The 26,309-nt window shown below is 65.7% G+C and carries 25 protein-coding genes and 1 pseudogene; 10 read left to right on the forward strand and 16 right to left on the reverse strand.

What is annotated here, in order from left to right; all coding sequences use genetic code 11:
• Nucleotides 1-169 precede the first annotated feature (169 nt).
• Both ACYQML_RS18980 and ACYQML_RS18985 read left to right on the forward strand, forming a co-directional pair.
• Nucleotides 170-1,147: a HAMP domain-containing sensor histidine kinase gene (locus ACYQML_RS18980; RefSeq protein ID WP_461233703.1), complete on the forward strand. Its 978-nt coding sequence runs from the start codon at nt 170-172 to the stop codon at nt 1,145-1,147.
• Between the two features lie 160 nt (nt 1,148-1,307).
• On the forward strand, nt 1,308-1,523 hold the full coding sequence (locus ACYQML_RS18985; RefSeq protein ID WP_461233704.1) for a hypothetical protein: 216 nt from the start codon (nt 1,308-1,310) through the stop codon (nt 1,521-1,523).
• Between the two features lie 24 nt (nt 1,524-1,547).
• On the opposite strand, the gene ACYQML_RS18990 is transcribed toward ACYQML_RS18985, so the two are convergent.
• The 5 genes from ACYQML_RS18990 to ACYQML_RS19010 all read right to left on the reverse strand — a co-directional run bounded on the left by ACYQML_RS18990 (nt 1,548) and on the right by ACYQML_RS19010 (nt 6,778).
• Complete coding sequence (locus ACYQML_RS18990) at nt 1,548-1,694, reverse strand: hypothetical protein (RefSeq protein WP_461233705.1); 147 nt, start codon at nt 1,692-1,694, stop codon at nt 1,548-1,550.
• Nucleotides 1,695-3,823: 2,129 nt separating this feature from the next.
• On the reverse strand, nt 3,824-4,357 hold the full coding sequence (locus ACYQML_RS18995) for a Ros/MucR family transcriptional regulator (RefSeq protein WP_461233706.1): 534 nt from the start codon (nt 4,355-4,357) through the stop codon (nt 3,824-3,826).
• Between the two features lie 180 nt (nt 4,358-4,537).
• On the reverse strand, nt 4,538-4,825 hold the full coding sequence (locus tag ACYQML_RS19000) for a hypothetical protein (RefSeq protein WP_461233707.1): 288 nt from the start codon (nt 4,823-4,825) through the stop codon (nt 4,538-4,540).
• Between the two features lie 11 nt (nt 4,826-4,836).
• The gene (locus ACYQML_RS19005) at nt 4,837-5,604 is read right to left on the reverse strand and encodes a hypothetical protein (protein WP_461233708.1); all 768 of its coding nucleotides are present in this window, start codon (nt 5,602-5,604) and stop codon (nt 4,837-4,839) included.
• 454 nt (nt 5,605-6,058) lie between these two features.
• A complete protein-coding gene (locus tag ACYQML_RS19010) occupies nt 6,059-6,778 on the reverse strand; it encodes a thermonuclease family protein (protein WP_461233709.1) in 720 nt (239 codons plus the stop codon).
• A gap of 114 nt (nt 6,779-6,892) precedes the next feature.
• Here ACYQML_RS19010 and ACYQML_RS19015 point away from each other — a divergent pair, with 114 nt between their 5' ends.
• Nucleotides 6,893-7,117, forward strand: a complete 225-nt coding sequence (locus ACYQML_RS19015) for a hypothetical protein (RefSeq protein WP_461233710.1) — start codon at nt 6,893-6,895, stop codon at nt 7,115-7,117.
• A gap of 554 nt (nt 7,118-7,671) precedes the next feature.
• Here ACYQML_RS19015 and ACYQML_RS19020 read toward each other — a convergent pair.
• On the reverse strand, nt 7,672-9,360 hold the full coding sequence (locus ACYQML_RS19020) for a methyl-accepting chemotaxis protein (RefSeq protein ID WP_461233711.1): 1,689 nt from the start codon (nt 9,358-9,360) through the stop codon (nt 7,672-7,674).
• Nucleotides 9,361-9,554: 194 nt separating this feature from the next.
• A pseudogene (locus ACYQML_RS19025) lies at nt 9,555-9,737 on the reverse strand (hypothetical protein); the annotation flags it as partial.
• A gap of 625 nt (nt 9,738-10,362) precedes the next feature.
• Between ACYQML_RS19025 and ACYQML_RS19030 the strand changes: the two are divergent.
• From ACYQML_RS19030 to ruvX, 4 genes are all read left to right on the forward strand, one after another.
• Complete coding sequence (locus ACYQML_RS19030) at nt 10,363-11,844, forward strand: APC family permease (RefSeq protein WP_311275242.1); 1,482 nt, start codon at nt 10,363-10,365, stop codon at nt 11,842-11,844.
• 71 nt (nt 11,845-11,915) lie between these two features.
• Complete coding sequence (locus ACYQML_RS19035; protein ID WP_461233712.1) at nt 11,916-12,824, forward strand: SphA family protein; 909 nt, start codon at nt 11,916-11,918, stop codon at nt 12,822-12,824.
• A gap of 177 nt (nt 12,825-13,001) precedes the next feature.
• Complete coding sequence (locus ACYQML_RS19040; RefSeq protein WP_461233713.1) at nt 13,002-13,541, forward strand: SMI1/KNR4 family protein; 540 nt, start codon at nt 13,002-13,004, stop codon at nt 13,539-13,541.
• A complete protein-coding gene (ruvX, locus tag ACYQML_RS19045; protein WP_018043477.1) occupies nt 13,538-14,038 on the forward strand; it encodes a Holliday junction resolvase RuvX in 501 nt (166 codons plus the stop codon). Before ACYQML_RS19040 ends, ruvX begins: the two co-directional genes overlap by 4 nt.
• A gap of 13 nt (nt 14,039-14,051) precedes the next feature.
• Here ruvX and ACYQML_RS19050 read toward each other — a convergent pair whose 3' ends face one another.
• Complete coding sequence (locus tag ACYQML_RS19050; RefSeq protein WP_018043476.1) at nt 14,052-14,252, reverse strand: hypothetical protein; 201 nt, start codon at nt 14,250-14,252, stop codon at nt 14,052-14,054.
• Nucleotides 14,253-14,270: 18 nt separating this feature from the next.
• Nucleotides 14,271-15,332 carry a hydantoinase/oxoprolinase family protein gene (locus ACYQML_RS19055; RefSeq protein WP_461233714.1) on the reverse strand — a complete coding sequence of 354 codons (1,062 nt, stop codon included), beginning with the start codon at nt 15,330-15,332 and terminating at the stop codon, nt 14,271-14,273.
• 27 nt (nt 15,333-15,359) lie between these two features.
• On the opposite strand from ACYQML_RS19055, the gene ACYQML_RS19060 reads away from it, so the two are divergent.
• Nucleotides 15,360-16,043 carry a HisA/HisF-related TIM barrel protein gene (locus tag ACYQML_RS19060; protein ID WP_461233715.1) on the forward strand — a complete coding sequence of 228 codons (684 nt, stop codon included), beginning with the start codon at nt 15,360-15,362 and terminating at the stop codon, nt 16,041-16,043.
• A gap of 153 nt (nt 16,044-16,196) precedes the next feature.
• On the opposite strand, the gene fae is transcribed toward ACYQML_RS19060, so the two are convergent.
• From fae to ACYQML_RS19095, 7 genes are all read right to left on the reverse strand, one after another.
• Nucleotides 16,197-16,709, reverse strand: a complete 513-nt coding sequence (gene fae / locus ACYQML_RS19065) for a formaldehyde-activating enzyme (protein WP_018043473.1) — start codon at nt 16,707-16,709, stop codon at nt 16,197-16,199.
• 259 nt (nt 16,710-16,968) lie between these two features.
• A complete protein-coding gene (locus ACYQML_RS19070; RefSeq protein ID WP_461233716.1) occupies nt 16,969-17,814 on the reverse strand; it encodes a triphosphoribosyl-dephospho-CoA synthase in 846 nt (281 codons plus the stop codon).
• Nucleotides 17,811-18,725: an ATP-grasp domain-containing protein gene (locus ACYQML_RS19075; protein WP_461233717.1), complete on the reverse strand. Its 915-nt coding sequence runs from the start codon at nt 18,723-18,725 to the stop codon at nt 17,811-17,813. The genes ACYQML_RS19070 and ACYQML_RS19075 overlap by 4 nt, the downstream gene beginning before the upstream one ends.
• Nucleotides 18,726-18,889: 164 nt before the next feature.
• The gene (gene mch / locus ACYQML_RS19080; protein ID WP_056423976.1) at nt 18,890-19,876 is read right to left on the reverse strand and encodes a methenyltetrahydromethanopterin cyclohydrolase; all 987 of its coding nucleotides are present in this window, start codon (nt 19,874-19,876) and stop codon (nt 18,890-18,892) included.
• On the reverse strand, nt 19,873-21,042 hold the full coding sequence (locus ACYQML_RS19085; RefSeq protein WP_461233718.1) for an ATP-grasp domain-containing protein: 1,170 nt from the start codon (nt 21,040-21,042) through the stop codon (nt 19,873-19,875). The genes mch and ACYQML_RS19085 overlap by 4 nt, the downstream gene beginning before the upstream one ends.
• A 194-nt stretch (nt 21,043-21,236) precedes the next feature.
• A complete protein-coding gene (locus tag ACYQML_RS19090) occupies nt 21,237-22,130 on the reverse strand; it encodes an NAD(P)-dependent methylenetetrahydromethanopterin dehydrogenase (protein WP_056423972.1) in 894 nt (297 codons plus the stop codon).
• 125 nt (nt 22,131-22,255) lie between these two features.
• Nucleotides 22,256-23,242 carry a beta-ribofuranosylaminobenzene 5'-phosphate synthase family protein gene (locus ACYQML_RS19095; protein ID WP_207412036.1) on the reverse strand — a complete coding sequence of 329 codons (987 nt, stop codon included), beginning with the start codon at nt 23,240-23,242 and terminating at the stop codon, nt 22,256-22,258.
• 330 nt (nt 23,243-23,572) lie between these two features.
• Here ACYQML_RS19095 and ACYQML_RS19100 point away from each other — a divergent pair, with 330 nt between their 5' ends.
• Both ACYQML_RS19100 and ACYQML_RS19105 read left to right on the forward strand, forming a co-directional pair.
• Complete coding sequence (locus ACYQML_RS19100) at nt 23,573-24,652, forward strand: formyltransferase (protein ID WP_461233719.1); 1,080 nt, start codon at nt 23,573-23,575, stop codon at nt 24,650-24,652.
• Entirely contained in the window at nt 24,646-26,289 is a 1,644-nt protein-coding gene (locus tag ACYQML_RS19105) for a formylmethanofuran dehydrogenase subunit A (RefSeq protein ID WP_056423966.1), read from the forward strand. Before ACYQML_RS19100 ends, ACYQML_RS19105 begins: the two co-directional genes overlap by 7 nt.
• Nucleotides 26,290-26,309 lie beyond the last annotated feature (20 nt).

Here is a 26,309-nt window from a genome sequence, read left to right on the forward strand (position 1 = left end):
GACTTTGAGGCTGCGCTAGCGGGGCGCTTCGCCAACCGTATGGTCCACACCCGCTATGCCGTCATCGAGACCCGACGGCCGCGTCGGCCTGGGAGACGCATCGCTTCTACCATACGCGAGCGACCCTGCGCGGGACGGGACGTCGAACGGTGTCGGTCCCCGCACCGCAATGCGCAAGCTGGACGATGGGCGCCGTGTTGTAGTCGCCGACGACCTTGTTGATGTTCGAGATGTTGAACGTGTGCTGATGCGGGCCTTCCTGGCTGCGCTTGCGACGGCCGGCGCGCTAGGGCTCGGCATAGGCATTCTGCTCTCCAGCGCCCTGCTGCGTCGCCTCGACGCCATCACGCGTACCGCCGAGGCGGTGGTCGGGGGAGATCTCACGCAGCGCATCACGCGGACTGGGTCCGAGGATGAGTTCGATCGCCTCGCTTCGACCCTCAACCGGATGCTGGATCGGATCGACGGGCTCATGGTCAATCTCCGCCAAGTCTCGACCGACATCGCGCACGATTTGCGCACGCCACTTTCACGCTTGCGACAGGGCCTTGAGGCAACGAACCGTCGTGCGATGACGATAGAGCATTATAGAGTGGCCGTGGATCGATCTGTCGAGGAGACGGATAGGATCTTAGACATCTTCTCCGCGCTGCTGCGCATCGCGCAAATCGAGGCGACCTCACTCCGATCAAAATTTCGCACCGTCGACCTGTCAGAACTCCTACAGACCGTGGCTGATGCCTATGCCGCTCCCGCGGCTGATACTGGCCGCCTGCTACATTCTCATATCTGTCCGGGCGTCTGGATCGAAGCCGACCAAGACCTACTCTCTCAGCTCTTTGTTAATCTTGTCGAGAATGCATTGCAGCATACGCAAGAGGGCAGCATCGTTAGCCTTGAACTTGAAGTCCAGGGTGAGATGGCGGTCGCTTCGATCAGCGACGACGGCCCAGGTATTCCCGCGCAGGAGATACAAAAGGTGTTCCGCCGCTTCTACAGGCTGGAACGGAGCCGAACGAGTCCGGGGCACGGCCTAGGCCTGAGCTTAGTGGCAGCGGTTGCAGATCTTCACGGAGGCCGTGTCGCGCTATTGGATGGACACCCTGGCCTACGGGTGATTGTTGCACTCCCCCGTGGTCATACGTGAGACTTCCAGGAAAATGGAGGTTCCTGTCTTGGCCCGACGCGGTTCACTTTAACGCGGGGCTTTTTGCTGAGTTCGCGAGCGCAAGCCGAAGCCCGGTGCGGAGGGGTAGGCAACCGCCAGCGCAGGTCTATGCTGCCCTCCCGACTCGGAGGGCTAGGCCATGGAAGATGATGGCGTTGTCATTGAGTACGACATGCGTCCTGAACCGGACGGTTGGACCGTCTACAACGTGGCAACCGGAGTGCCTGCGCTTTGGAAGGGTGTCCGCCAGACACAGCTGCCACTGGACGAAGCTGAAGACCTCGTTGACCTGCTCAACGCCATGGAGCGCGCTGCGCCAGGCTCGTCCGTCACCTGGGCTGATGGCTCGCGTTAGGGCTCGCCAACCGCATCTCTTGTTTCAGCGTTCCCTAAAGTCTCCACGCCCCAGCACGTTCAGCAGATCGCTACCGGATGGCGTGAGGAACAACCCCATGTCGCCTTCCTTCGCCCCTTCCCATCGGACTTGACGCTTCTCGACGTATCCGAGTTCGATCAGCGCCGGCATGGCTTTGGGATAGGCCGAGAGCCGGAGGCCACGTGGGGACAGGCCGACGGAGCGGAGAGCTTCAAGGGCACGACCGCGAACGGGTGAGGATGACATCGGCGCGGGATAGGGGAGAGCAACCCGAGTCGCTACGACCGGGATGACGCATGCGGCGAATGGCTACTTGCCCTCCCTCTCCCGCTTCTCGGACAGTGCGCAAGGCCTCGGCGTAGAGGGCAGCGGGTCAGTTTGAAAATTCTTGGCACGGCGGCATTTCATCTGCCGCCGTTTCGGTTAGGGCTACGGAAGTTTTGAAAAATGCAACTCAAGTGAGTGCGGCTTTTCTAAAGCCGTCCCATAAGACTGATCCTTGTAGCCGGCTCTCGCTGCCCAGAAGGCAGCAGCCCTCGCCTTTACTTGGTCATGCCAAGTTGATGACAAAGATTATTAGCCCAAACAGGGAGCATGTTCTCCCGCGAGATCCCGAGCACGTCCGTCATTCGGTTCGACTGGTTCTGGAAATGCGGGCTGAGGTCGCCCGAAGCCGTGCCCTTCTGAGCGAAACGAAGTAAAGCCTCCGCAAAATGCCGGATCGAAGGCCGAACTTCGACTAGCGCCAGCCTCAATCAACCGGCAAGAAGCGTTCGATGAAGCGCAGGCCTTCCCACAACTCGACTTCCCGTCCATCTACCATATGACGTGCGAGGACAGACGCTTTCTGATCGTTGATGGCAGAGAAGACCCGAGTGCGAAGGGTCCTCCCGCCGTGGTCGAGCAACCGAGCGCTATAAAAACGTGGTTCCGACATCAGCAAGACGGGCGGGCGACTGGGCACGGCTGCGCTCTCCTCTTGGAGGCGGGAGCGCACGTCTCTCTCAGTCATCGGCGCCATAGGGTCGTGGCCGACGATGACCAACCTTAGCCGTACCGTATGATTTTGCACAGAGGTTTTTGCCGGCCCTTTTAGCATTGCGCTCGATAAGGCCGACGGGGTCATCGATCGCTGATTCCTAAGAGCAATTTCTCGACAGTTGCCAGGGCGTTCTCGTGAGCCTTGGCTTCCGTTGGCAGGCTGCGATCTGAGCGTTGGACAAGCTTCCCATTCTTGCGAAGTGCCCATTGATACGAACCATCCTCCGCCTTCGGTGGAAGGATCTCGATAGTGTATGGGTGGATCGACGTCTCGTTCATCGTCGCACCATGCCACGGCCGCGTGACTGCTCCTAGGCCAGATAAATTCCTTCAGATTTCAAACTAAGCTAATACCTGCGGATTGCCTCGCAGATCGGGAAGCGACCCCAGAACCGGGCTTACATCCAACTCCCTTCGTTGATCCGTCTCCTAATTGTTTGCCGCTCCGCTAGAACATGAGCGTGGGCTATCCCAGCGGCGAGTGCTACGGAGGCGGAGGGGTAGGAACCCGTGGATCGGTACGGGTGGTAGCCGGCTGTCGTGACCGACCATCGGAACCGGCCCCTTTCGCGCCGGCAGGCCGAGACGGCCACGCTATGATCGGGCAACGAGGGAATGTGCATGTTCATGTCATGCCACGCTGGCCAATCCTCAACAATGCCGGCTCGCTCCCGTTGGAACGTAAGCAGGCCAATTGCCCTCGCGCCGCTTCCGGCACGCTGCAGGCTCAGGATCCGTGTTATGGTGACGCCTATTCTTCCTTGAAGGTCATCCAGCCATGGACGTCGTCCTCACTCCTGTAGGATCTGTCGGCCAAGCATGGGTCTTGAAAGATCGCCTTGGGCGAAGCCTCGGCAACATCTCAAAGACCGGTGACACTCCTGAAGTTCAAATTCAGCCGGACGCTTCGAGCATATTGAAGAGTGTGAAGAGGGAGCATGCCTCCCTAGGCGACGCCATGTCAGCCATTGCCCGCGTCACTGCGGGCGCCTGCACGCTCGATAGCGGAGACTGGAACTAAATCGTTTTGTCGCCTCGAGAGGCGATGGCTGTTTGGCCGGTTTTCTCTCCGCTAACCGCCTCGCCCGCATCCTCCGGTCGAGCCAAGTTGCGTACCGGCTCTCGTCGTGTGGACACGACACGACCCACCCCGCCGGCTCCGTGATCAGATCGGGGCGGCAGGGCTGAGCTCGCCACCGTACAGACCGTAGTGGCGTCTTGAAGGCGCTCGGCGCCGGTCAGGCGGCTGATGCAGGCTTCCGCGGCCGACCGGCCTTTTTGGGTTTCGCAGGAGCCTGGGGAGCCTCTTCTGCAACCGTCTCCTTCGGAGCAGCCGATGCCGCCCGTGCGGTCTTACTCCGTGCCTGCCCAAGGCCGATAGCTCGGGCAAGCTCCGAGCGCTGAGCTGAGTAGCTTGCGGAAACCATGGGGTAGTCGGCAGGCAGGCCATGCTTCGTGCGATAGGCCTCCGGAGTTAGACCGTGGGTGGTCAGGTGCCGACGCATCGTCTTGTAGGACCTGCCGTCCTCGAAGCTGATCAGCCCGTCCGGGGTGATCGATTTTCTGATCTGGGCCGGCGTAAGCTTCTCGACCTTGTCCGCCTTCGGCGCACCAGATCCCCCGTTGCTAAGGGTGCTGAAGGCAGCATGCACGTTGCTCAGCAACTCGCCCAAGGCGCTTACTGGAACCGAGTTATTGGAGACGTAGGCGGCGACGATGTCAGCCGTGAGTTCGATGTAATTTGGCTTAATGTCTTGAGTGACATCGGTCATAGCATCTTCTCTGTGGACTAGGGAGTGCCTATAGTGCAATTAGGCTGCACGCCGTTCAAATCTTGTGATGCGAGCCGAAGCAACCACGGCTATGTCATGTACAGCTTAGCGAGAGCAGATAGAAAAACACTCGCAAGCCCTTCAGCAGCGGATTGCCCATTCGGTCAACGGGGCTAGCCCTTAGGGCGTCTTCATTTGCTGATTGACTTCGAGGGCCGCCTCATCGGTTTTCTCAGCGATGATTTGCTTAATACTAGGGGGGATCACCGCCCAACTAACTGCAGTCAGGAATGCTATAGCAGCAAAGCTATAGGCAAAGGACTGCATAATGCCCAACCAGCCAAGAAATAACGGAATTAAACTTATAATTAAGGCGGTTCCAATGCTCTTTGTCAGATAGATCGTTGCAACAAAGCATATTGCAGCGAGTGATATAGGCTTCACAAAACTAACAATATTATGTTCCATTGATGGGTACCTCAATGAAAATCTGACTCAGCATGCTCACTGACGTGAGCCCTGGATCCATCACCCAGCGGCCGGAACATTTGTATGATATCATACAGCCAAGCTTCGGTGAAGTGAATGCATGCACAAATTTGCGCGTGCTCGATGCCGAGATCGACGAACTGAGGACGGTGAGAAGCGAGGGCAGCTATGCGCCAGTTGCGGTTGCAAGTGCGCGCGGTGGTGGTACTGAACCCGTATCTACTGCCAAGCTTGACGACCTCTGAATGGCCCGCCCAATCCAATTTGTTCTCTGCACGCTGATTTTCCTGCCCGTCTACGGAGGCTTCGTTACTCAGCTCTGGCCGGTAATGACGGCGAACGAACTTGTGCTGGAATGGGAGACGGACCTCATTCCTTTTAGTGCTCTCGCGATACTGGCTAGCTCGGGCACGACCGCGCTCATGTTTTCGCGTGATCCACGCGCCGGGAGGGGAAGCTGATGTCCAGGTTGCTGAAGAGGCAGTTTGCTGGGACAGAGCACCAACATTCGGATGCACGAGAAGGGCATCCACGGTGCATCCATCAGAGCACGCATTGATGGATGTGCGGCCAACCTGGCCTGAAAGGCTCGAAAAGGAGCGGGGGGGGTGAGCCAGGATCAGCTTGAAGCCGCCGCTCAGCCCTGGGCAGAACATGTCGCCAAGCGCTACGCTGCAGCCGCCGTTCCAGCGATATCCGAGGCTGGCCAGCGTATTCTTATCAATTACCTCACCCACCGGCTTGCTGCCGTCGTGCACCTCCTCCCAATTGGCGATTGGCGCGACCGCGTGAACGTCGCCCTCGATGAGTGGGAGGACCAGGCACGGACGACTGGACCGCGTGTCGAGGCATTCGAATATGCTTGCGGGTCGATCTCTATCCGGATGCGGGCCAACGCCTAAGAGCGCCTAGCAGAACGTCACCAAAGCAGGCTTTCGGCGGTGAGCCGGCATGGCCAGACGGCTTCTTCCTGAAGATCTCTAGGGGGACATCTAGGGCACTCTTAGGAAGCTGGTCCCCGCCCGGCCAATTCGCAGGCTGAGTGCAGCATTGCACCGCCGGCCGATACCATCAGCACCGAGAGCGTCCATAGCGCCCCGCGCCTCACGCGCCACCACATCGCGCATCCCTAACGTTGACTTAACCGCCCCGGCCAGCAGCCATATCTAGCCGCGCATCGCTCGGGCGGGTCGTAGCCTGCAACGGAAGGGACTAGCGAGGCGCACGCCTCCCAGCCGCCTTCGCTTCGTCCTCAGAGCAGAACATGCGCTCGCCGTCCTGCTCGCTGATCCGGGTCCGGTCGTAGTCGCGCGATCCAGGGACGTGGAAGACTTTCTCGCCCTTCTGACTGATGTTGCCCTTGATCACGCAACCGCCGGCCTGGATGGCCGGCTTCGGAGGCGCTGGCGAGGGTCTGGGGCCATCCGGGCCGCCCGGCGCCGCAAACCCCATCGTCATCGCCCGTTCGCCCTTGCGCCAGTCGCCCGGCGCCGTGAAGGAGCCGGCCCATATCCCGAGCTTCCCTGCCTTCGCGGTGTCCTCGGCCGGGACATAGTCCTCGGAGTATCGGCGGTAGGCGATGGCATGCCCCTGCGCCACCAGCCAGCCGTTCAGGTCCTCCACGCCCTTCCGGCAGACCGCGACGGTGCGCCCGTATTTGTCGGTATCCCTAGGATCGCAGGAGACAGGCGCAGAGCCGATCCGGTCGGCTAACGCTAGAGCAGCGGCCTGTCCGCATCGGAAGGCCTCCCCTGCCCTTCTATGGCAAAGCTGACCGCTCTCTGGCGCATCGATCCCGTGGAGCCGGATACGGGTGCCGCCGATGTCGAGGGTGTCGCCGTCGACCACCGTAGCCCGGCCGGTGATCGGCTCGGCGGCAAACGCAGGAGCCAGCGACAGAACGCCGACGAAGACCAGGGCGGGAAAGCACATCGATTTCATCAATACCGGCTATCGATTTGATCTGTTGGAATGATGGTGCACCGCAGCGCATATCCCTCTCATCAGCCGGGGCGCAGTCCCCGAAATACCAGTGGGATAAGTACCATGACCGTTTGTAAAATCGTGCTCGCCGCTCTCGCCGCCGCCACCCTGACCGGTACAGCGATGGCTGAGGATCGCGTCAACATCACGCCGACGCTCTACCGTGAGCAGGCTCGCGTTACGGCATCGGTTCGTCCGGCCTCCGAGCTGACGACCACGCCGTCCCTGACCCCGCGTGCCCCCGCGACCCGGCGCCTAGTTGCCGACGCTGACGCCTCGGCCAGATAAGACAGCTTCCCGGCCAGCTTGGTTTCAGCACCAGGCCGGCCGCGATGCGATCCTCATTCTGCAGGGTCCTGCCGCGCCCCGGTCGCGACTATCCTCATCATGGCGTCCGGCAGCGGGCGCTGTAGCTCGAGGGCGATCTCGGTTGGCACCTCAAGCCCGGCCGCCGTCATGGCGTGCCGGGCTTTTTTGTTCTCGGTGCCAGGAACGCATCACCCTGGAGGCGAGTCGCACGCGGGAACGACTGCCTACGAAATCAAGGACTTAGCCTAAAGAAATCCTTAACTACGGAGGGCATGAACGCGTTGCAATTGCCAAAGCGGGTTACCACCCGTTGCCGGTTCGTCTTGCGGTGGCCTGTCGGCGGAACGACGATGCGGTTCGGGGCCGGTGCGGTTACAAACCGCAGCGCAGGTGGTGCTGGTCGAGGCGATGCCTCCTCTTCGTCCGGCAGTTCGGATGGCCACCTGATGCAGAGGTGGACTTGAAGTCCGCCTGGGTACCCCGCTCTCCGGGTGGGGCTCCGGAACGTCGCCCCACCCTCGTGATCGGTTGCGTCAGGCCGCGCGCACGGTGGCCAGGAACCTGTCGACCTCGGCGTTCAGGTGTTCGGATTGACGCGACAGATCCGAAGCGGCGCCGAGAACCTGGCTTGCTGCCGCTCCTGTCTCTTCGGCCGCTCCCGCCACGCCCGAGATGTTGCTCGTCACCTCGCTCGTGCCCATCGCGGCCTGGGCCACATTGCGCACGATCTCCTGGGTCGCCGCTCCTTGTTCCTCGACCGCGGCCGCAATCGTCGTCGCGACGCCGCTGATGTCCTGGATGCGTGCGGCGATGCTGCCGATCGCCGACACGGCACGGTCAGTGGAGCCCTGGATCTGGTTGATGTGCTCCCCGATCTCCTGCGTAGCCCGCGCCGTCTGGTTGGCCAGTTCCTTGACCTCGGCCGCCACGACCGCGAACCCTCGCCCCGCCTCGCCGGCTCGTGCTGCTTCGATGGTGGCGTTGAGCGCCAGCAGGTTGGTCTGGCCGGCGATCGAGGTGATCATCGTCACGACGTCGCCGATGCGGGACACCGCCGTGTTCAGTTGCTGGACCAGTTCCGCGGTCTCGGCCGCTTCCTGAACGGCACTCTGCGCCATCGTGGCGGAGGTGCTCACCTGGCGCCCGATCTCGAGAACAGACGAGCCGAGTTCCTCGGCCGCCGCCGCGACGGTGTTGACGTTGGAGGCGGCCTCTTCCGCCGCCGCCGCGACGCTCGTGGTCTGGTTGGCGGTCTGGGTCGCGGTGCCGGCCATGCTCTGCGCGGTTGCCTGCAACTCGGTGGCCGAACTCGTGACCATGGAGATGATGCCCCCGACCGCGTCCTCGAAACCGTCGGCCATGGCCTTCATGGCCGCCTTGCGCTGTGCCTCCGCTCCGGCCCGCGCCAGGACCGTCTCCTCCTCGAGGGCCCGCATCCTGATCAACCCGTCCTTGAACACCTGCACCGCGTCGGCGATGGTGCCGATCTCGGTCCGGGCGCCCTGATGCGGGATCGTCACCGAGAGGTCGCCGGCCGCGAGGGCCTGCATCGGCTGAACCACCGATCCGATGCCGCGCGTGACCCCGCGAACGATCAATGCCGCCGAGAGCGCGGAGATGACGAGACTGAGCGCGATGGCACCGATCCCCCAGGCACGCGTCGTCTCGAACACGGCCTTGCTGTCCGTCTCGGCGGCGCTGGCCCCTTCGTTATTCATCGCGACCAGCTTATCGAGAGCCGCCGAGGCCGCGCGGCGCGGAATGATGCCTTTCTGCTCATACAGGTCGTAGGCCTGTGCCTTCTGACCGGCGCGCGAGAGATCGAGAATGGACCGGCGCACCGCCTCGAAGTTTCCGGCTTCACGGGTGAACGTTTCGTAAAGGGTCTTCTCCTCCGGTGAGGCGATCATCGGTTCGTAGGCGGCCTTCTTCTCGTCGAGCTTCTTGCCGAAACGCTCCATATCCTTCTCGATACTGGCGACCAGTGCCGGGTCGGTGGCCTGCGTGTGCCGGAGAACGAGCGCGCTCGTCCGCGCTGTGAGCGTATCGATCTCACCGAGAATACGTACGCTCGGCAGCCAGTTGGTCTCGATCTTGAGCGCCTGCTCGCGCATGCGTTGTGTCCCGAGCAGGCCAAGCACGCCCAGCCCGACGGTAAGGAGGGTCAGGATCAAGAAAGCCGCAACCAGCTTCGTGCGGATGGAAAGATTTTGGAAAGACACGATGATCTCCGAACGCTGCCACTCAAGAATCCATAGGCAGCCGTGTAGGGATCATCATTGGAAATCGTTAAACGAACACCCATTGGTGTTGCGAATACCAAGCGGCGCTCGACATCCCTGAGCCAATAGGCGGGGGCCGTAGCAGGAGCGCTATACCTATGGCCTTGCGGATGCCGTCCGCGTGCCGCCCAAACTTACCGTGGAGATCGATCGGCTTCGTGACCCGGCGCATCGACGGCAATGGGCTCGATCTCCAGGCCCGTCGTATCGTCGACGAAGCGAGCGAGATCGACGCCGCGGTTCCGCTGCGCCCAGGCTCCCATCATCAGGACGGGGAGGAAGTCGCGCCCTGCTGCTGTCAGCACATATTCCTCACGCCAACGGCTTCCCCGCTTGAGCCGCCCGGCACATTCAATCCAAACGGATTCGAACGAGGGTGCCGGCTCGACACGAATCGTCGGATGAGCGAGCCGGCAAGCAACTGCATGTTCGCCCCGGCGATGCCGTCGCCGAGGCCGGGCGATACGCGGCCCATCGGATTGTCTTGACGCTCCGTCTCATGGGACGGTCGGCACAGCCTCCTAGCCTCTGCCAACAAGAGCGCATTCCCACGACGCGGAAACCGGCTCGTCGAAACAAGACGCGTCACGACAACAACCGGGAGTCGTATCGGGCCAGACCATATCCGGTCGGATATGACTCTTCTGGTGAGAACCAGACGACCTGTGCTGCCAGATAGAGCTCAGACTCCGTCCTGTAAGTCATGGATGGTCTTTGTGCGGTGGCGATTTAATCGGGAAAAGCTGCCGTTCTGAGATTCGGTGTGTCTGAATATTCAGAGATCGAATGCCGTGTTTGTCGTTTCTATCAAAGCTGTGGGCTGCGAAGCACTCACCAACACTGTGACCGCGCCAATTTCTCAATTGTTGAGGGACGCTTTTTCGCTTAACGCCAAAGCATGCGGTGGGGGCAAATCATCGCTGCGAGGGGCGGCAGGTGATCATGAAACAGTTTCCGCATGGGCTGCGGGGGGAGGAAGCCTCCGCAGAGCTTGGGGGCTACCGCCAGGAACTGAAGCGAACTTTGGGTTCGTTTCAAGTCTTCGCCGTTTCCTTTGCCTTCATTTCGGTAGCCGTCGGGATCTTCGGTACCTTCGACGACGTCCTTCGCAGTGCAGGCCCGGTCGGGATCTGGCTCTGGGCGATCGTGGCCATTGGGCAGACCTTCGTCGCCCTCGTCATCGCACAGTTCGCGGCCCGCATTCCCCTGACGGGCTCGTCCTATCAATGGGCGTCGCGGCTCGCCAATCCGGCAATCGGCTGGTGGTTCGGTCTCTTGAGCTTCTGTTACCTCGGCATCGGCGTGGTGGCGGTGGACAACGCACTCGCCAGTCAGGCGCTCATGCCCTTGCTCGGCATGGCGCCCGACGAGCAGACGGCCCGGTGGATCACCTTGGCTATCCTGCTGGTCCAGGCCGTGCTGACCATCGTGTCCACGCGCCTCGTCGGCCTGATCAACGGGACCGCCGTCGGCATCGAGGTGATGATCGTCATCCTGCTCGTGATCCTTCTGCCGATCGCGATCGCAATGAACGGGATGGGCTCCTTCGCCAACTTGACCTCCCGCGGGACGGCCGCCGCCGACCCCGATTATTTCAAGGTCGGCGGGGGCCTGATGCTCGCCATGCTGATGGGCCTCTCCACCCTCGTGGGCTTCGACGCCGCGGCCAATGTCGCCGAGGAGGCCAAGGACCCGTTTCGCAGCGTTCCTCGCGCCATCGTCGGATCCGTCGTCGCCGCGGGAGTACTGGGGCTGCTTTTCCTGATCGCGCTCACCGTCGCCATTCCGGATGTCCGGCGGATCACCCTGAGCGACTCGCCGGTGGCCGAGATCCTCCACGATCAGTTCGGCCCCATGATGAAGACGATCATGATGGCCGCGGTGACATTCGCCTTCTTCGCCTGCGGAATGGTCGTGATGGCGACCGCGGCACGGCTGGTCTACGCGATGTCGCGGGACGGCCGCTTTCCCGCGTCGGGTCTGATGAGCCAGGTCCACCCGCGGACGCAGACGCCGATTCCGGCGACGATCCTGGTCCTCGTCGGGGGCATACTTCTCATGCTTGCGCTTCCGGGCGAGGCGCTTCTGCAATTGATCACGGCGTCCACGATCCTGCCGATCCTCAGCTACGGCGTCACGGTCATTCTCTATTTGGCCGTGCGAAAGCAGCTCGACCGACGGGTCGGCGCCTTCGACCTGGGCGCTTTCGAGGTACCCGTCGCCGTCATCGCCCTCGTCTGGCTGATGGGCGCGCTGTTCGTGCTGGTCACGCCCGATGCAGCTTTGGTCCCCGACTTGATCGTGGTGGGGCTGCTCGTCACGGGCGGCGTCTATTTTCTCTACCTTCTCAGGTTCAATCGCACGGTCCTTCAGGTCGAACCGCCCACGGCCACTCTGCCCACGGTCTCGCTGCCCACATCGTGACGCCACAACCGACCGACCGAGATGTGCGTCCGGCGACTCTTTCGCTTCGGGACAACCAAAAAGTGAGCGCCGTGGCAAAGTCAGCGACCAGAATCGGGACCATGCACGCGCTGGCTGCGTTGCTGGCCTCCATCACGGCGACCTTCCTCACCGCTCCGGCACGGGCGGATGAAGGGGGAGCGAACCTGTATCTGGCCGGCTCCTTCGCCAGCATGGCGGCGGTGCCGGGCATGCCGGGATGGTCGACGAGCCTGACCTACTACCACTCGACCGCAAGGGTTCAGAACGTCTCCGAGAGGGCTGACCTCGCCTATGCGGGGATCACCTATTCCCTCCCAACGCCGGTGCTCGACGGGCAATTGTCCCTCAGCCTGTTCGGCGCATTCGGCGGGATGGCCGTCGCCATCACCGATGTGAGGAACGATTCCCGGGTTGGAATCATGGACCTGACGCCAGCCGCTTCGATGCGCTGGAGCGCCGGAAATCACAACTACCTCGTCTATACCCTCACGAACGTCCCGTCCGGCACCTACAACTCATCACGCCTGGCCAATTTCGGCATCGGGCATTGGGGCCAGGACGCAGGTTTCGGCTACACCTATTACGATAAGGACTTGGGCTACGAACTCTCGGCCGTCGCCGGCATGACGTATAATTTCGAGAATACCAAGACACAGTATCAGAACGGTATCGACGCACATATCGACTTCTCGGCGTCGAAGTTCATCGGCGACCAATACCAGCTCGGGCTGGTCGGCTACGTCTATCAGCAGGTGACCGGCGATCGCGGACGCGGCGCTACATTTGGCCCGTTCAAGGGCAGGGTCTTCGCGGCGGGACCCCAGGCCGGCTACCTGTTTCCGGTGGGCGACGCCCAAGGGTACCTCAACCTCAAATTCTACCGCGAGTTCGAAGCGGAGAACCGCCCGGCGGGATGGAATCTGTGGCTGACTATCGCGATCTCGCCTCGGGGCGCATGAGAGGACGCGCTGGGTTCCCGGTTGCGGCCCGGGCAACGCATGGCGTCGAGCCGGGGAACGGGATCGAGCGAACCCAGCGGCGTCACGTCGAGGAATCCTTCGTGGACGTCTGGCGCATTTGCGTCCCACGCGGCTATTCCCTCCGGAGTAGGGTCTAGCGCGTCGAGGACAGACATCATGTGGCAGACGGTGTTCACCGAATTCATTGCCGGGCCGAAAGCCGATCCGGCCGATCTCGACCGTGCCGAGGCCGAACTCGGTTTCCCGCTGCCGGAAAGCTACCGTAGCTTCTGCCTCGAATGCGGCGCAGGGCTCGCCTGCGGTTCCATCCGCATCGCGATTCCGAGTTCCACCGAGAGCGCGGACCTCGTGACCCGCTCGGAACTGATCGCGCACAGCATCGCCTCCGTGATCGAGATGCGGGAGGGCCATCGTTTCGATATCGAGGGGGACGATCCGAGCGTGGTCGAGCGCGCCTGTTTCTTCGGTGAGACCGAAGCGGGCGAGTTCCTGTTCTGGGACGTGGCCGTCGGCGCCGACGAGGCCGGGCTCCGGGAATACGAGATCTGGGTGATGGGTGCCGATCTCGAATCGGTGCGGTTCGGGGGGAGCGACCTTCCCGACCTCATGCGACGGGTTCAGGGCCCCGCCGTGCGCGGCATCCTCGGCATGGGCGCGGAGCCCCTGCCCTCCACCTTCCTGGGCCAGGTCTCGTGACGGAAGACGAGGTCCGGGCGTTCGTCGCGGCGTCTGCAGGCGGCCGACGCCTCATCGGGATCGACCTCGGCACCAAGACGATCGGGCTCGCCCTCTCGGATGTGGGCCGGCAGATCGCCTCGCCGCTCGAGACCATCCGCCGGGTGAAGTTCACCCCCGACGTCGCGCGCCTGCGCCTCCTGTGCGAGGCTCACCAGGTCGGCGGCCTCGTCATGGGGCTGCCCCTCAACATGGACGGTAGCGAAGGGCCGCGCGTCCAGGCCACGCGCTCCTTCGTGCGCAACATGAAGCCCCTGCTCGACCTGCCGGTGCTCTTCTGCGACGAGCGCCTGTCCACGGCGGCAGTGACGCGGGCCTTGATCGCGGCGGATGCCTCGCGGGCCAAGCGCGGCGAGGTCGTCGATATGCTGGCGGCCGCCTACATCCTCCAGGGCTGCCTCGACCAGATCCGGGGTCTGCTAGGGGACGAGGAGCGCGAGGAGCGCGACGCCTACTGAGGGGAGCGGCGCGTCACGCCGCCGCCGGCGGCTCGTCGTCTCCGGGCTCGACCGGCGAATTGAGGATGTCCTCCAACTCGTCCACCAGCATGTCGATCTGGTCCTGGCTCGCCAGCACCTTGAGGGTCTGGCCGCTCTCGGTGGCGAGGGCGAGCTCGATTCCCGCGCCGGAGCGCGTGGCGAGGATACGGGCGAGTTTGTGCGTGGCGCTCATGCGGGTCTCCCGTTCGGTTCAGTGTTGGATGGTTTCGGCGGCCAGCAGGGCCACCGCCACGGCCGGGCCGCAGGTGGAGGCCCAGTCGGCGCCCTCCTCCGCGAGCGACGGCGCGATGAGGTCGGTGAGCGCCACGGCTGGGCGTCCCAGGCGACGGGCCAGCCGCTTTGCCAGGAATCGCCCCGCCCCGCAGACGATCAGGGGCGCATCCGCCGCGATGTCGGGGCGCGAGAGCAGGATCGCCGCCGCATCGTGGAGGGGCCGCAACTGGCATTCGGCGAAATGCGCCGCGAGAGCGCGCCAATCCGCTGAGCTTCCCTCCGCATGGTCGCGGCCGATCATCCTGGCGAGGCGGATCTCGGTCTCCGGGATCGATTTGCCCTTCATGTCGGCGCTGTGCTGCTGGTCGGCCCCCTCGGGTAGGTCGCCGGTGAGCCGGTAGACGTCGGCCGTGGTGGCGAAGGTCTCGGCCATCAGGCCGGTGCGTCGGCCCTTGAACGGCGCGGAGGCAGTGAAGGCGAGGACGGGCGTGCGCACCACGCCGGAATAGACCAGCTCGCCCGTCTCCAGGCGCTCGGCATCACTGTAACCGGTGGCGGCGGGGCGGCCGTCCACGATGGGGATCAGGTCGGCCGTGGTGGAGCCGATATCGACGAGGAGCGCGTTCGCCGCGTGGCGGCCAGCCAGGGCCGCCGTGGCATGCCAGTTCGCCGAGGCCACGTCGATGGCGGCGCCCGTCGCCTCGCCGGGCGCGAGGAGCCCGGCCCGGCCACCATAAATCCGCACCGAACCGGCGAGATTCGCGCTCGCCCAGGCGGAGAGCTGCGCCACGCCATCGGTGCGGTCGGAGAAGCAGTCGGTGAGTTCGCCCGTCATGGTGACGACGTGTTCGGCCTCGCCGCGCGCCCAATCCGGCAGCTGCGAAAACGTCTCGTCGAGGGCGGGAAGGCCGCGCCAGAGACGGCAGGGCGCCTGCACCACCGCCTCGACCCGGCCGCCCCGAACCAGGGCCGCCTTGACATGGACCCCTCCGAGATCCCAGCCGATCACCGGGTTGTGCGTGGATGCGGCAGATGTCACGGGCAAGTCCGTACAGGGAGGAACGCGATGAAGGATGGGTTTCGGATCGTTCCAGTGATCGACCTGCGCCACGGAGAGGTGGTGCGGGCCAGGGCCGGGGATCGCGACTCCTATGCCCCGATCGTGACGCCCTTGGCAAAGGGATCGTCGCCCGGGGAGGTCGCGCGGGGTCTCTCGGACGCGATCGCCGCGCGCATCCTCTATGTCGCCGATCTCGATGCGATCATCGATGGCAGGCCTCCCGATCTCGGCAGTCTCACGCAGGTCGCTCTCGCCTGTCCGGGCGTACAGCTTTGGGTCGATGCGGGATTCTCAGGGGCCGCCGGCGTCGATGCGTTCCTGGCGGAGGGGGTGGGCCGCCCGGTGATCGGCAGCGAGAGCCAGCACGATGCCGGCTTGGTGCAGGCGCTGGGAGACCGCGCGGTCTTCTCCCTCGATAGCCGGGGGGCCGAGAGGATGGGGCCGGCGGAACTCCATGACGAGCCGGCGCACTGGCCTTCCGAGGTCATCGTGATGACCCTGAGCCGTGTCGGCGCGGGGACCGGGCCGGATCTCGACCGCCTGTCCGAGATCCGCAGGACCAGCCCCGCGACGCGGCTCTACGCGGCGGGCGGCGTGCGCGGACCGGGGGATGTCGCCGCGTTAGAGGAGATCGGCGTCACGGGCGCCCTGGTGGCCACCGCGATCCACGACGGGACGCTGCGGCGGTAGAGGGGCGATCCAAGAGTGTCGAGGCCATAAAAAAACGAGGCGGCCGGAGCCGCCTCGTTTCATGTTTCATCGTCCGAGGAAGATGGAAGCCAGTCGCTGGAGCAGGCCCCGCGGTGCGGGCGGAGGCGCGCTCTGCCCAGGACTGTCCCCGATCTAAGCGTTCGACGCGAAGGGATGCGAAGCGGAGTTGCGCTGCTCGGTGGCGTAGGCAGCGGTGGGCTCGCCCTTGACGGCGCGCTGGATCGACAGCTTCACGGCGTCGTAGTTGTACTTCTGGATCTTGGCGTCGTCGGCAGCTTCCCAGTGAATGAACACGCCGACCAGGATGAACAGGTCGTCGGCTTCGTCAGCGGGGATGATGCCTTCGGCAACGGCGTCCTGCACGGCCTTGGCAACGCCGTACTGGGCGGGGCCGAACATCTGGACGGCCTGACGGGCGTCGTTGATGGTGACCTTGTTGAACATCAGGGTGTTCGGCTTGCAGGGCAGGTTCGGCGCGATGACCGCGAGCAGGCTGGTGAAGCCGTGCTTGTTGTTCACGAGGCCGTTGCAGAAAGCCGTCTCGGCCGGCGAACCGCGCGGTCCGATGATGAGATCGATGTGGGCGACCTCGTTGCCATCGCCGACGAGAGCCTCGCCGACCAGAACTTTGTTGATCTTCGCCATGTGGGGTTTCTCCCAGGAGTCTTGAAAAAGCATGACCGCCCCGTAGTTTGGCGCGGCCGAAAGCCATCCTTGTTCACGGCGTCCAGTCCCATGAGGACCGGACCGGTTTGCCCGGATCGCGGCGCGGACCCTACTCTGGGGGCTCTGCCGGAACAACCCTGCAGGGGGGGCGGATTCGAGCAAAATCTTTGTCTAACGGGGGGTTGAACGCGCCGTTTCATGAATTATGGCGCACTCCGCCGGCACCGGGTGGCCGGTGTCACGGCTGTTCCATCCCGGCCGCCAGCAATCGGTCGGCGAAGAGGGTGGCTACCGTCATGTCCGCGCTGGTGCCCGGATTGAGGTTCTGGCCTTTCCACGAGCGGTCCCGTGCCAGGAGTTCGGTGACGGGGTGCGTGGCGAGATCGAGAGAGAGAAGCTCCGCTGCCTCGGCGCGCAGGGCGTCGGCGCGGCCTGTCCCGTGCTTGCGCGCCACATGGCTGTCGGGGACGGCCGCGAGGTAGCCGAGGAAGACCGCGGTCGTGCTCCAGGGGGGCGTGAGACCCTTGGCGCGCGCTGCCGCCAATGCGGGCAGGCCGATGCCGAAGATGTCGGCGAAATCGGTGACGTAGGCGCGGGCGATCCGATCGCGCGGGGCCGCTTCCGCCATGGCAGCGACGAGGCTGGCGGGCGCTACCGATTCGGTCACGTCGTGCCGTTCGACTCGGCCGAGGCCGCCCGGATTGGCGGCGCGAATCGCCGCGAAGACGTCGGTCGCATCGGCAGCGTCGAGGGTAACGAGAACGTGGCTCAACGCCTCGCGCAGAGGGCCGCCGCGTTCGGCGGCGAGCGCCAGGGGCGCGCAGAGGAGCAGGATGCCGAGATTGGTGTTCTGGCCCACCGCGCCGAGGGTCGCCTCCATGGCGGTGCGGACGCGCCGGCCGATCCGCGCGCCGGGTTCCGCGAGATGGGGAGCGGAAATTTCGGCGCTCGTGACGAAATCGGCCACCGCCATGCGGTGGCCGTCGCCGAAGACGTGGACGTTTCCGGGTTTCAGGGCATCGAGCTCGGCCAAGCAGCACGCCTGGTAGGCCGTGGCGATCGCCTCCGGCAAGAGCCCGCTCATCCCGATGCCGCGAGGAGCCGGGGGGGCCTCGCTGCCCGTACGGCGTTGAGGAAGCCTCGGGCTACGGCGGCCGCGACGTCGACCTCGGTGACCTGCTGCAGGCCCGACCAGGCCGGCATGGAATTGACTTCGAGGACGAGGTATCCGCCCTCCCCGTCTTCCACGAGGTCGATACCGGTATAGTCGACGCCGATGGCGGCGGCGGCCCGCTCGGCGAGCTCGGCAGCCTTCTCCGGCATCGCCCAGGGCAATGGCCGGCCCCCGCGATGGACGTTGGTGATCCAGCCGTCGCCTTCGCGGATCATGGCGGCGATGGCCCGGCCCTCGCAGACGAAGACGCGGTAATCGCGCCAGAGGCCGTCGTTCCGCGCGATGTAGCGCTGGAGATAGTAGACCCGCGACACGGCCTCCTCGGCGGGCAGGTCTTCCGGCCGTTCGATGAGCTGCAAACCCTCGCCCTGTGAGCCGAAGAGCGGTTTGAGCACCAGTGGCCGGCCCGGTCCCGCCTGGCGGGCGACGCAGGCGGCGGCGGCCTCGCGGCTGGAGAAGACGAACGTGTCGGGAGTGGGCAGGCCCGCCCTGGCGACGAGGAGGCTCGTCATGGCCTTGTCCACCGAGCGCTCGATGGCACCGGGGGAATTCCAGACCGTGACCCCGGATGCGACGAGGGCGTGGAGTACGCCGAGCCGCATGGTGGTGGCCTCGAAGGTACCCCCGGCGATGGTGCGCAGGAGGACGCCGTCGGGCAACCCGTCGGAGAAGCCCGGTACCCGGAGCGGCTCACCCGCGCCGGTGACCACCGCCACGTCGGCGAGCGAAAACAGCACCGGCTCGGCGCCGAGATGTTCCAGGGCGGCCCTCAATCGGGCCTTGTGCCAGTTGCCGTTATCGGCCGCGAGCCCGATGCGCATGTTGTTCGCAACCTCGACGTCGATCCCTCTCCCCCTTGCGGGAGAGGGTGGCCCGCGAAGCGGGTCGGGAGAGGGGAGCGCCGGTTCCGGACAGGGCTTCCCCTCTCCCGGTCGCTCCGCGACCACCCTCCCCCGCGGAGGGGGGGAGGGTTGCGTGATGGGCCTCAGCTGAAGGAGGCTTCCACCAGTTCCGGCATCAGCCGGCCACCGCGGAAGCTCTTGCCGGTGGTCACCGAGGTGACGATGACCTCAGCCGGGCTGAAGAGCGCGCCGTCGATCTTGTAGAAATCGCCGTTCACCCGGCCGAAGATCTCGGCGAAGGGCGCCCCGTGATCGGCGGAGGTGGTGGAGGGAAGCTGCTCGGCCAGCTGCTTGGCATCCGCCTCGTCGGCCTCGACGAAGAGCTGCACCCGGCCGCCATAGATGATGGCGTCGTTGGTGCGGCCCATGGCCTGGATGAAGTCGGGATGCTGCGGCGAGAGCGGGGCCGAGCCGATGCCGTCGACGATCTTGTGCAGGTCGAAGCCCACGGTATGGGCCTTGTGCAGGGCGACTTCGAGGACGCGGGCGACGACCTGTGTCGAGCCGGCCAGCGACTGGGTCGGTGCGTAGATGAAGGTCAGGGCCTCGGCCGACAGGCCGCAGGCCTCGGCGACCTTGGCTATGACGGAGGCGGGCGGTCCGCCGGCGGCTTCGAGCACCAGGGCGGTCCGGCTGGCCGTGTCACGGTAGCCGAGCTCGTTATAGAGGTCTTCCACCACCGAGACGGCGCGGCCGGGGCCGGAACCCAGGGCGAAGAAACCGGAATCCCCGGTCTCGTCGGCAAGCGACCAGCCGGCATACTGGCTGCCGAGGCAGGCCAGAACCGGATCGGCGGAATGCACCACGACGGAATAGGGCCAGGACGCGATCGGTCCTGTGGGAACGATCGAGACGGTGCCGAGGCCGCCGAGGCAGATCTCGGCGATGCGCCGTCCGGCCTCGATGGAGCCGCGCACGGTGGCGCCGGCATCGACCATGCGCGCGCCGTTCTCGGTGGTGACGGCAAGGCGCAGGGCCTCGGCGTCCGCTACCAGCTTCTCCACGAGGGGAGCGGACAGGGCGTTCAGGCTCGGCGTAGTCCGGAGCGTGGCGGGGGGATGGGTGGTCATCGGGCTTCCTCCGTCGGGGCGAGCAGGGTCCGCAGATTGGCGGCCCGGACACGCAATAGGTCTCGGGTGGCGGCCGAGTCCGGACCTTGGGCGAACACGGTGCATAACGGTGCATCGCGTGCCACGGGGGCGCCGGATTGTGGGCGGTCGCGAACGAAATCCGGCCAGTCGAGGGGCGGCATCGGCGCGTAGCCGGCTGCCGCGTACCAGATTTCCGTGGCCGCCGCATCCACCGGTGCTGGTTCGATTCGCGGCAAAACGCCGAGGCTCGCGTCGATATGCGCGGTCAGCAGTGGCGTGTCGCGTCGGTCCAGGATGTCCAGCGTGGCTCCTGGGCGCGGGTTGATCTCGGTGAGCCACCATCCCGCCTCGGAGACGAGGAGGTCGGCGCTGGCGAGGCCGCGAAGCCCCGTCGCGGCGACGAGGCTACCAATCGCCGCCGTGATCGCGTCGAGGGCGGGGGCGGCCAGGAAAGGCGGCTCGTGGGCCGCCCGTTCCAGCGCACCGGCATAGCGGAAGGGGCGTAAGGCAGACGGCGCGCTCCATTGCTCGGTCACCGCCAGGATCGCCACCTCGCGCCCGTCGGCCAGGAAGGCGACCGCATGGGCTGTTCCATCGACGCGTCTCTGGAAGTAGGCGCCGGGTGGGGCCCGGCCCATGCCCGCGGGGCGGATATGGCTGCCGCCGGACCCGCCGGCACGCTTGACCAGCCAGCCCGATCGGTCAGCCAGAAGGTCCCGTGTCACTTCGGGATGGGGAATCGCGTGCCGCGCGCAGAGGGCGGCGAAGGCGAACGGATCCTTCAGGGCCCGGACCGAGCGGGGCGTGGCCCCCAGCAGCCTGTGGCTCCGGCCCAGTTCCTCCATCAGGTCCGGGGCGGTCTCGAAGCCGCTGCCGAGAACCAGTCCGATCGGTGGCTTGTCCGTCTTGGCGGCCAGGGCATCGAGCTCGGCCAGAACGCCCTCCCCCGTCAGCCCTTCGCCGAAACGGCCCTCGGCGGGGCGATAGCCTTCGGTGAGGGCGCGGGTGTCGGCATCGCCGAAGAGGTCGAGGACATAGGGGCGCAGGCCCGCCCTGCGCGCGGCCTGCGCCAGGGCGCGCCCGGACTGGGCGGCGATGAGAAGTGCGTCACCCTGGGACGGACGCCGTTCGGATGATGCTGCCATTGCGGCGATCGCTTTGGATCACTCCTACGCTGCTCCCACCACCCTGCCTCATCCTGAAGCGACGAGCGAAGCGAAGGCCTCGAAGGAGGCTTCCAGTTTGCTCGGCGGGAGCTGGAGACCTCCTTCGAGGCCAGCTTTCGCGGACACCTCAGGATGAGGTCATGGGTAGGATCGAGCGAGCGGACGAGTGCCCGTCAGCCGGCCACCTCGACGGCGACCTTGTAGGCGTCGCGGAAATCGAGGCAGAGGGGCTCGTCGGCAGCGAGAATCTGGCGGAACAGGCGCGACTGGGTCTGATACTTGACGTTGCCGACCGCGAGCGCGCCGATGCCGATACCCTTGCCCGTGGGCAGCGCCACGTCCTTGGCGTTCACGTCGATTCCGGCGATGCCGGCGGGCGGTACTGCGTTCACGTCGGAGGCGACCAGCAGCTTCGGCGCGGATTCGAGATCCTGGGCGGACAAAATCGGAATGCCGGCCGGGCCGGCCGAGAGGATCACGTCGGCCTCGGCGATGGCGGCGCGGCGCGCATCGCCGGTCGAGCCGTCCACGGCGCCGACATCGATGCCGAATCGCCATTTCATCGTGAAGGCGATCTTGCTGACACGCTCCTCGCCATCATGCCCGACGAGAACGGTCTTGGCGCCTTCCAGCGCGCCGATCACCGCCGCCACATAAGCCACGACGCCGGCTCCGCCGAAGATGACGATGCGCTTGCCCTTCAGGTCGGTGCCGAACTTCGCTTTGAGGGCGCGGGTCACCTCGGCGACCATGGCGGCACCGGTGGTGAAGGACCCGGCCGGATCGGCCACGATGTGATTGGCGAAGGGCGGTACCAGGGCTTTCTTCGCCCGGTCCATCATGTCGAGGGCGTCCTCGGCATTCTTGCCGCCGATGAAGATGCTGGTGCGCGTACCGTCCTGGGGCGAGCGGGAGAAGATCGAATCCTGCACCAGGGAGGTCACGTCCGGCAGGGTGACGTCCGTATAGGTCGCGATCGTCTCGAAGCCAGCATCCACAGCCATGTTCACGTCGAACGGGCTCATATGCTTGAGGGGCGTCAGCATATGCAGAATCGAACGGGCCATCGTCTGTCTCCTCCGCAAGTGTCCGACTCCCTCGCGGGGTCGCCTCTCGCATGGTTTCTTTCACGTCTACATCCAGAACCGGCCTGGGCCGGCATGGTCAAGCGTCGCTCATGCGCCAGGTTCCCTTAAAGTCGCGTGACCGAGGCGCCGCTGTTGCGTCCGCGCGCGATCACGAAGCGCAAGGAACCGGGACGTTCGAGGTCGGCCTTGAGCGCCTGGGCCTCGGCCTCCGACGCCAGGAGGGCGAAGCCGGTCGGCCCCCATGAACTCTGGCCGTAGCCGGCCACCCCTCTGGCGGCGATCGCCGCCAGGGCCTCCGCCACGGCGGGGCTCGCATAGCGCCCTCCCTGATGCGGCGCGAAGTGGTCGCCGATCAACCGCTGGATGGTGGTGATGCCGGCCCCGAATCCTTCGGGCTCCGCCGTGGCGACGGAGGGCAGCACCTGCATCAGCACGATGCGGCAGATCTCGGCCGCCTGCGCTTCCGGGAAGCGTGGCAGGTCACGGAAAGCCTCGACCTCACGGGTGCCATGCACTCCCGTCATGCCCTCGTCGAGGATGAGCAGTACCCGCCACGCTTCAGGATAGGCGAGACGTGCGATCAGGGGCGGCGGGCCATTGCTGGCGTCTCGGCCCCCGTCGACGATCAGCCCGCCTTGGGTGAAGGCGGCGAGGCCCACGCCGGACCGGTTGCCACGGTCGAGGGCATCGGCAAAGGCGTCGGGCGAGAAGGGGCGGCCGTCGAGGGCGGCCAGCGCCGCGGCGACACTCAGCGCGAGCTGCGTGCCCGAGCCGAAACCGGCATGGGCGGGGATCGCCTGGTCCACCTGCAAGGCGGCGTGCCCTGCGATGCCGAGATGGCGCGCCGCCGCCTCGGCATAGCCCCTGGCGCGCCCGGCCTCGAACCCGTCCACCCGGAGCGCCGCCGCCGGCCTCGCGGTGAGATCGATGGAGGGGGCGTCGACCGCGAGGCCGATGCTCCCGAAGCGCCGGCCGAGGCCGCCATGAAGATCGAGAAACCCGAAATGCAGGCGCGCGGGTGCATGCACCCGGACCGCGCCGCGTGTCGCCGCTTCCTGGCTGAGAGGCCGTTCGTCGGCGATCCGGTCCACGGCGAGCTCCTTTATCGTGACACGCTCCCGTCCTGGCGCATGTCAGCCGCATCCTCGTCCCGTCGGTCGGTGGCGGGAGCAAAACCGCGCTCGAGACGACGGCCCGGTTGCCGGCTTCTCCCACGGAGGGCCGACCGCTCGCAAGCACCGCCCGCCATCGCGATCGCCATTGCCTCCATGCGATTGCCCCGAAGCGGCGAGCGTGGGGGGTTGCTTGCGACGTCTCCGCGATGCAAACGTGCCGGCCCACTAGGAATGGACTGGCGCAGTCCCGCCGTGCGCGACGCTGAACACAGCGCGTGCCGGGCCCTCGTTCTCCAAGGTGAAGGCATGGCTGCCTGGGTAAAGGGTGGTGCGGTGGACGTGAGCGCGGCGGTGGAGGCCGCCGCGACGCTCCTCGCCACAGCGAAGACCCCGATCGTCACGGGGTTGAGTGCGGATACGAGCGCGGTGAGGGCGGCCTATCATCTGGCCGGACTGATCGGCGCCTCCGTCGATCCCGCCGGTGGCGACGGACTCTATGCGGAGCTCGGTCCTCTCAGTCAGTTCGGTAACCTCAACACGACGCCGGCCGAGGCGATCGGCCGGGCCGATGCCGTACTGGTCGTCGGCCTTCGGCCGTGGGACCGCCCGATCGTGCAGGAGGTCGCCTCCTCCGCGCCGGTGCGCGGCCGCGCCGCCGGCTCCGAGCGGACGCTGCTCTCCCTCGGCGGTCCCGGCAACGGTGCCACCCGGCACGTGGCCTATCCCGCCGATACCGGCGGGCTCGCCGTCTCGGTGGCGCATCTGCGCGCTTACGTGAAGGGCAACCTCTCCGGCGAAGCGGCCTTTGCCGACCTCGCCCGTCGTCTTACGACCGCGCAATACGGCGTCGTTCTCTACGATGCGGCCGAGCTCGGTGAGCTCGGCGTGGAGATGCTGCAGGGTCTGGTCCGCGACCTCAACGACCTGACGCGTTTCTTCGCGCTTTCCATCTCCGACGGGTTCCAGGGGCGTGCCGTGACCCAGCTCGCCTCCTGGACCACCGGCCAGCCGCCGCGGGTCGGTTTCGGACGCGACCTGCCCGAGCACGATCCCTGGCGGTTCGATAGCGCGCGCCAGGTGGCCGCCGGCGAAGTCGATGCCGCCCTGTGGCTCGCCGCCATCCCTGCCCCACGCCCGGACTGGCTCGGCAGCCTGCCGACCATCGCTATTGTCGGCGAGGGTAGCCCCGAGGCTACCGGCGACGTCGCCGACATCGTCATCGCGGTGGGAGTGCCCGGCGAGACCGCCGGCGGCGCCCTGTGGAACGAGCGTCGCGCGGCGATCACCTATTCGCCCCCCGTCGGCCAACCGGCCGACCTCACGGCGGCCGGCGTGCTCGCCGCCATCCAAGATCGCCTCACGCAGAAGAAGGGCGTCTCATGCTGATCCTGATCCAGGGCGGCCGGGTCGTCGATCCTACCGCCGGCCGCGACGGTATCGGTGATGTCTGGATCGAGGACGGCCATGTCGTCGCCGCCTCCGAGCGCAAGCCCGACCGGACCATCGATGCTTCCGGCTGCGTCGTGATGGCGGGCGGCGTCGAGGTGCATTCGCATATCGCCGGCGGCAACGTGGTGATGAGCCGCCTGCTGCTGCCCGATCTCTATGCCAGCGAGGCCGCGCCAGAAGGCCATCCCTTCGCTCATGCCGGCGGCTCCGCCGCCTGGATCGGCGCGAATTACGCGCGGATGGGCTACACCGTCGCCGTCGAGCCGGCGATGCCGCCGACCAACGCGCTCGCGACGCAGCTCGAACTCGCCGACATCCCGCTGCTCGACCGCGGCGCCCTTACGGTGATGGGCAACGACGACCAGCTCCTCGAATTGCTGCGCCAGCGCGAGGGCAAGGCGGCGGTGCGGGACCTCGTCGCCCTCTCGGTGGCGACCTCGCGGGGCCTCGGCGTCAAGTGCATCAATGCGGGAGGCGCCTCGGCCTTCAAGGACGGGATGCTCAATCTCAGCCTCGACGAGGAGATCCCGGTCTACGGGCTCACCACCCGCAAGATCATGAACGCCCTCCTCGACGCGGTGGAGGAGATCGGTGTCCCGCACCCGCTCCACGTCCATGCCAACAATCTCGGCATTCCCGGCGCCGACGATTCGTTCGTGGCGACGATGGAAGCGGCGGAGGGACGGCGTATCCACTTCGCCCATGCGCAATTCTATGCCTATGGCGCGGCCGATCCCGCCAACCCGGCCACCGGCGGCTTCCGCTCTGCGGCCGAGCGAATCACGGAGGCGATGGAGCGGCACCCCAACGCTACGTTCGACGTGGGCCAGGTCGCCTTCGGCCAGACCGTGACGATCTCGCTGGACGTGATCCGCCAGTTCGCCGGCCGCAAGGGCGCGAACCCGAAGAAGTGGATCATCACAGCAGGTGACGCGGAAGGCGGCGGCATCGTGCCGTTCCTGTACAAGCCGCGCGGCCCGGTCAGCTCCCTGCAATGGGCGATCGGCCTCGAATTGATGCTGCTGTCGGGCGATCCGGAGCGCACCATCCTCACCACCGACCATCCCAATGGCGGCCCCTTCACCGAATATCCGCGGATCATCCATCTGCTGATGGACAAGGAGGAGCGCGACCGTGAGATCGCCGGCCTGCACAAGGTCATCGCCGAGCGGTCCGGCCTGTGCGGAATCGAGCGGGAATATTCCTTCTCCGAGATCGCCCAGCTGACGCGGTCCGGCCCGGCCAAGCTCCTCGGCCTCGCCGATCGCGGCCATCTCCGTGAGGGCGCCCGCGCCGATGTCGCGATCTACCGGGACGACAAGAACCGGACCGCGATGTTCGCCCGTGCCCGACTCGTCCTGAAGGACGGCGAGGTCATCGTCGAGGATGGCGAGATCGTGAACTGGCGTTCGGGCCGGACGTTGGAGCTCGTCGTCGAATCCGACAAGGCGATGGTGACGCGCGCCGACGCCTATCTCGACGCTCGCTTCGGCACCGGCCTCGACAGCTTCACCGTGCCGGACGCGGCCTTCCCCGCGGGCGACGTGTTCGAGGACGTGGCATGTCGCGCATGAAGATCGTGCAGGGCTCGAAG

This window comes from Methylobacterium sp. CM6244, from assembly GCF_054817885.1.

What these genes read in the sequence shown, in the direction of transcription:
- ACYQML_RS19050 (WP_018043476.1), bottom strand. Translation starts at nt 14,252, where the DNA reads ATGAGCGCCACGCACAAACTCGCCCGTATCCTCGCCACGCGCTCCGGC.
- ACYQML_RS19030 (WP_311275242.1), top strand. Translation starts at nt 10,363, where the DNA reads ATGAAACAGTTTCCGCATGGGCTGCGGGGGGAGGAAGCCTCCGCAGAG.
- ACYQML_RS19060 (WP_461233715.1), top strand. Translation starts at nt 15,360, where the DNA reads ATGAAGGATGGGTTTCGGATCGTTCCAGTGATCGACCTGCGCCACGGA.
- ACYQML_RS18985 (WP_461233704.1), top strand. Translation starts at nt 1,308, where the DNA reads ATGGAAGATGATGGCGTTGTCATTGAGTACGACATGCGTCCTGAACCG.
- ACYQML_RS19085 (WP_461233718.1), bottom strand. Translation starts at nt 21,042, where the DNA reads ATGGCAGCATCATCCGAACGGCGTCCGTCCCAGGGTGACGCACTTCTC.
- ACYQML_RS19000 (WP_461233707.1), bottom strand. Translation starts at nt 4,825, where the DNA reads ATGGAACATAATATTGTTAGTTTTGTGAAGCCTATATCACTCGCTGCA.
- ACYQML_RS19040 (WP_461233713.1), top strand. Translation starts at nt 13,002, where the DNA reads ATGTGGCAGACGGTGTTCACCGAATTCATTGCCGGGCCGAAAGCCGAT.
- mch (WP_056423976.1), bottom strand. Translation starts at nt 19,876, where the DNA reads ATGACCACCCATCCCCCCGCCACGCTCCGGACTACGCCGAGCCTGAAC.
- fae (WP_018043473.1), bottom strand. Translation starts at nt 16,709, where the DNA reads ATGGCGAAGATCAACAAAGTTCTGGTCGGCGAGGCTCTCGTCGGCGAT.
- ACYQML_RS19015 (WP_461233710.1), top strand. Translation starts at nt 6,893, where the DNA reads ATGACCGTTTGTAAAATCGTGCTCGCCGCTCTCGCCGCCGCCACCCTG.
- ACYQML_RS19010 (WP_461233709.1), bottom strand. Translation starts at nt 6,778, where the DNA reads ATGTGCTTTCCCGCCCTGGTCTTCGTCGGCGTTCTGTCGCTGGCTCCT.
- ACYQML_RS18990 (WP_461233705.1), bottom strand. Translation starts at nt 1,694, where the DNA reads ATGCCGGCGCTGATCGAACTCGGATACGTCGAGAAGCGTCAAGTCCGA.
- ACYQML_RS19105 (WP_056423966.1), top strand. Translation starts at nt 24,646, where the DNA reads ATGCTGATCCTGATCCAGGGCGGCCGGGTCGTCGATCCTACCGCCGGC.
- ACYQML_RS19090 (WP_056423972.1), bottom strand. Translation starts at nt 22,130, where the DNA reads ATGGCCCGTTCGATTCTGCATATGCTGACGCCCCTCAAGCATATGAGC.
- ACYQML_RS19070 (WP_461233716.1), bottom strand. Translation starts at nt 17,814, where the DNA reads ATGAGCGGGCTCTTGCCGGAGGCGATCGCCACGGCCTACCAGGCGTGC.
- ACYQML_RS18980 (WP_461233703.1), top strand. Translation starts at nt 170, where the DNA reads ATGCGCAAGCTGGACGATGGGCGCCGTGTTGTAGTCGCCGACGACCTT.
- ACYQML_RS19075 (WP_461233717.1), bottom strand. Translation starts at nt 18,725, where the DNA reads ATGCGCATCGGGCTCGCGGCCGATAACGGCAACTGGCACAAGGCCCGA.
- ACYQML_RS18995 (WP_461233706.1), bottom strand. Translation starts at nt 4,357, where the DNA reads ATGACCGATGTCACTCAAGACATTAAGCCAAATTACATCGAACTCACG.
- ACYQML_RS19100 (WP_461233719.1), top strand. Translation starts at nt 23,573, where the DNA reads ATGGCTGCCTGGGTAAAGGGTGGTGCGGTGGACGTGAGCGCGGCGGTG.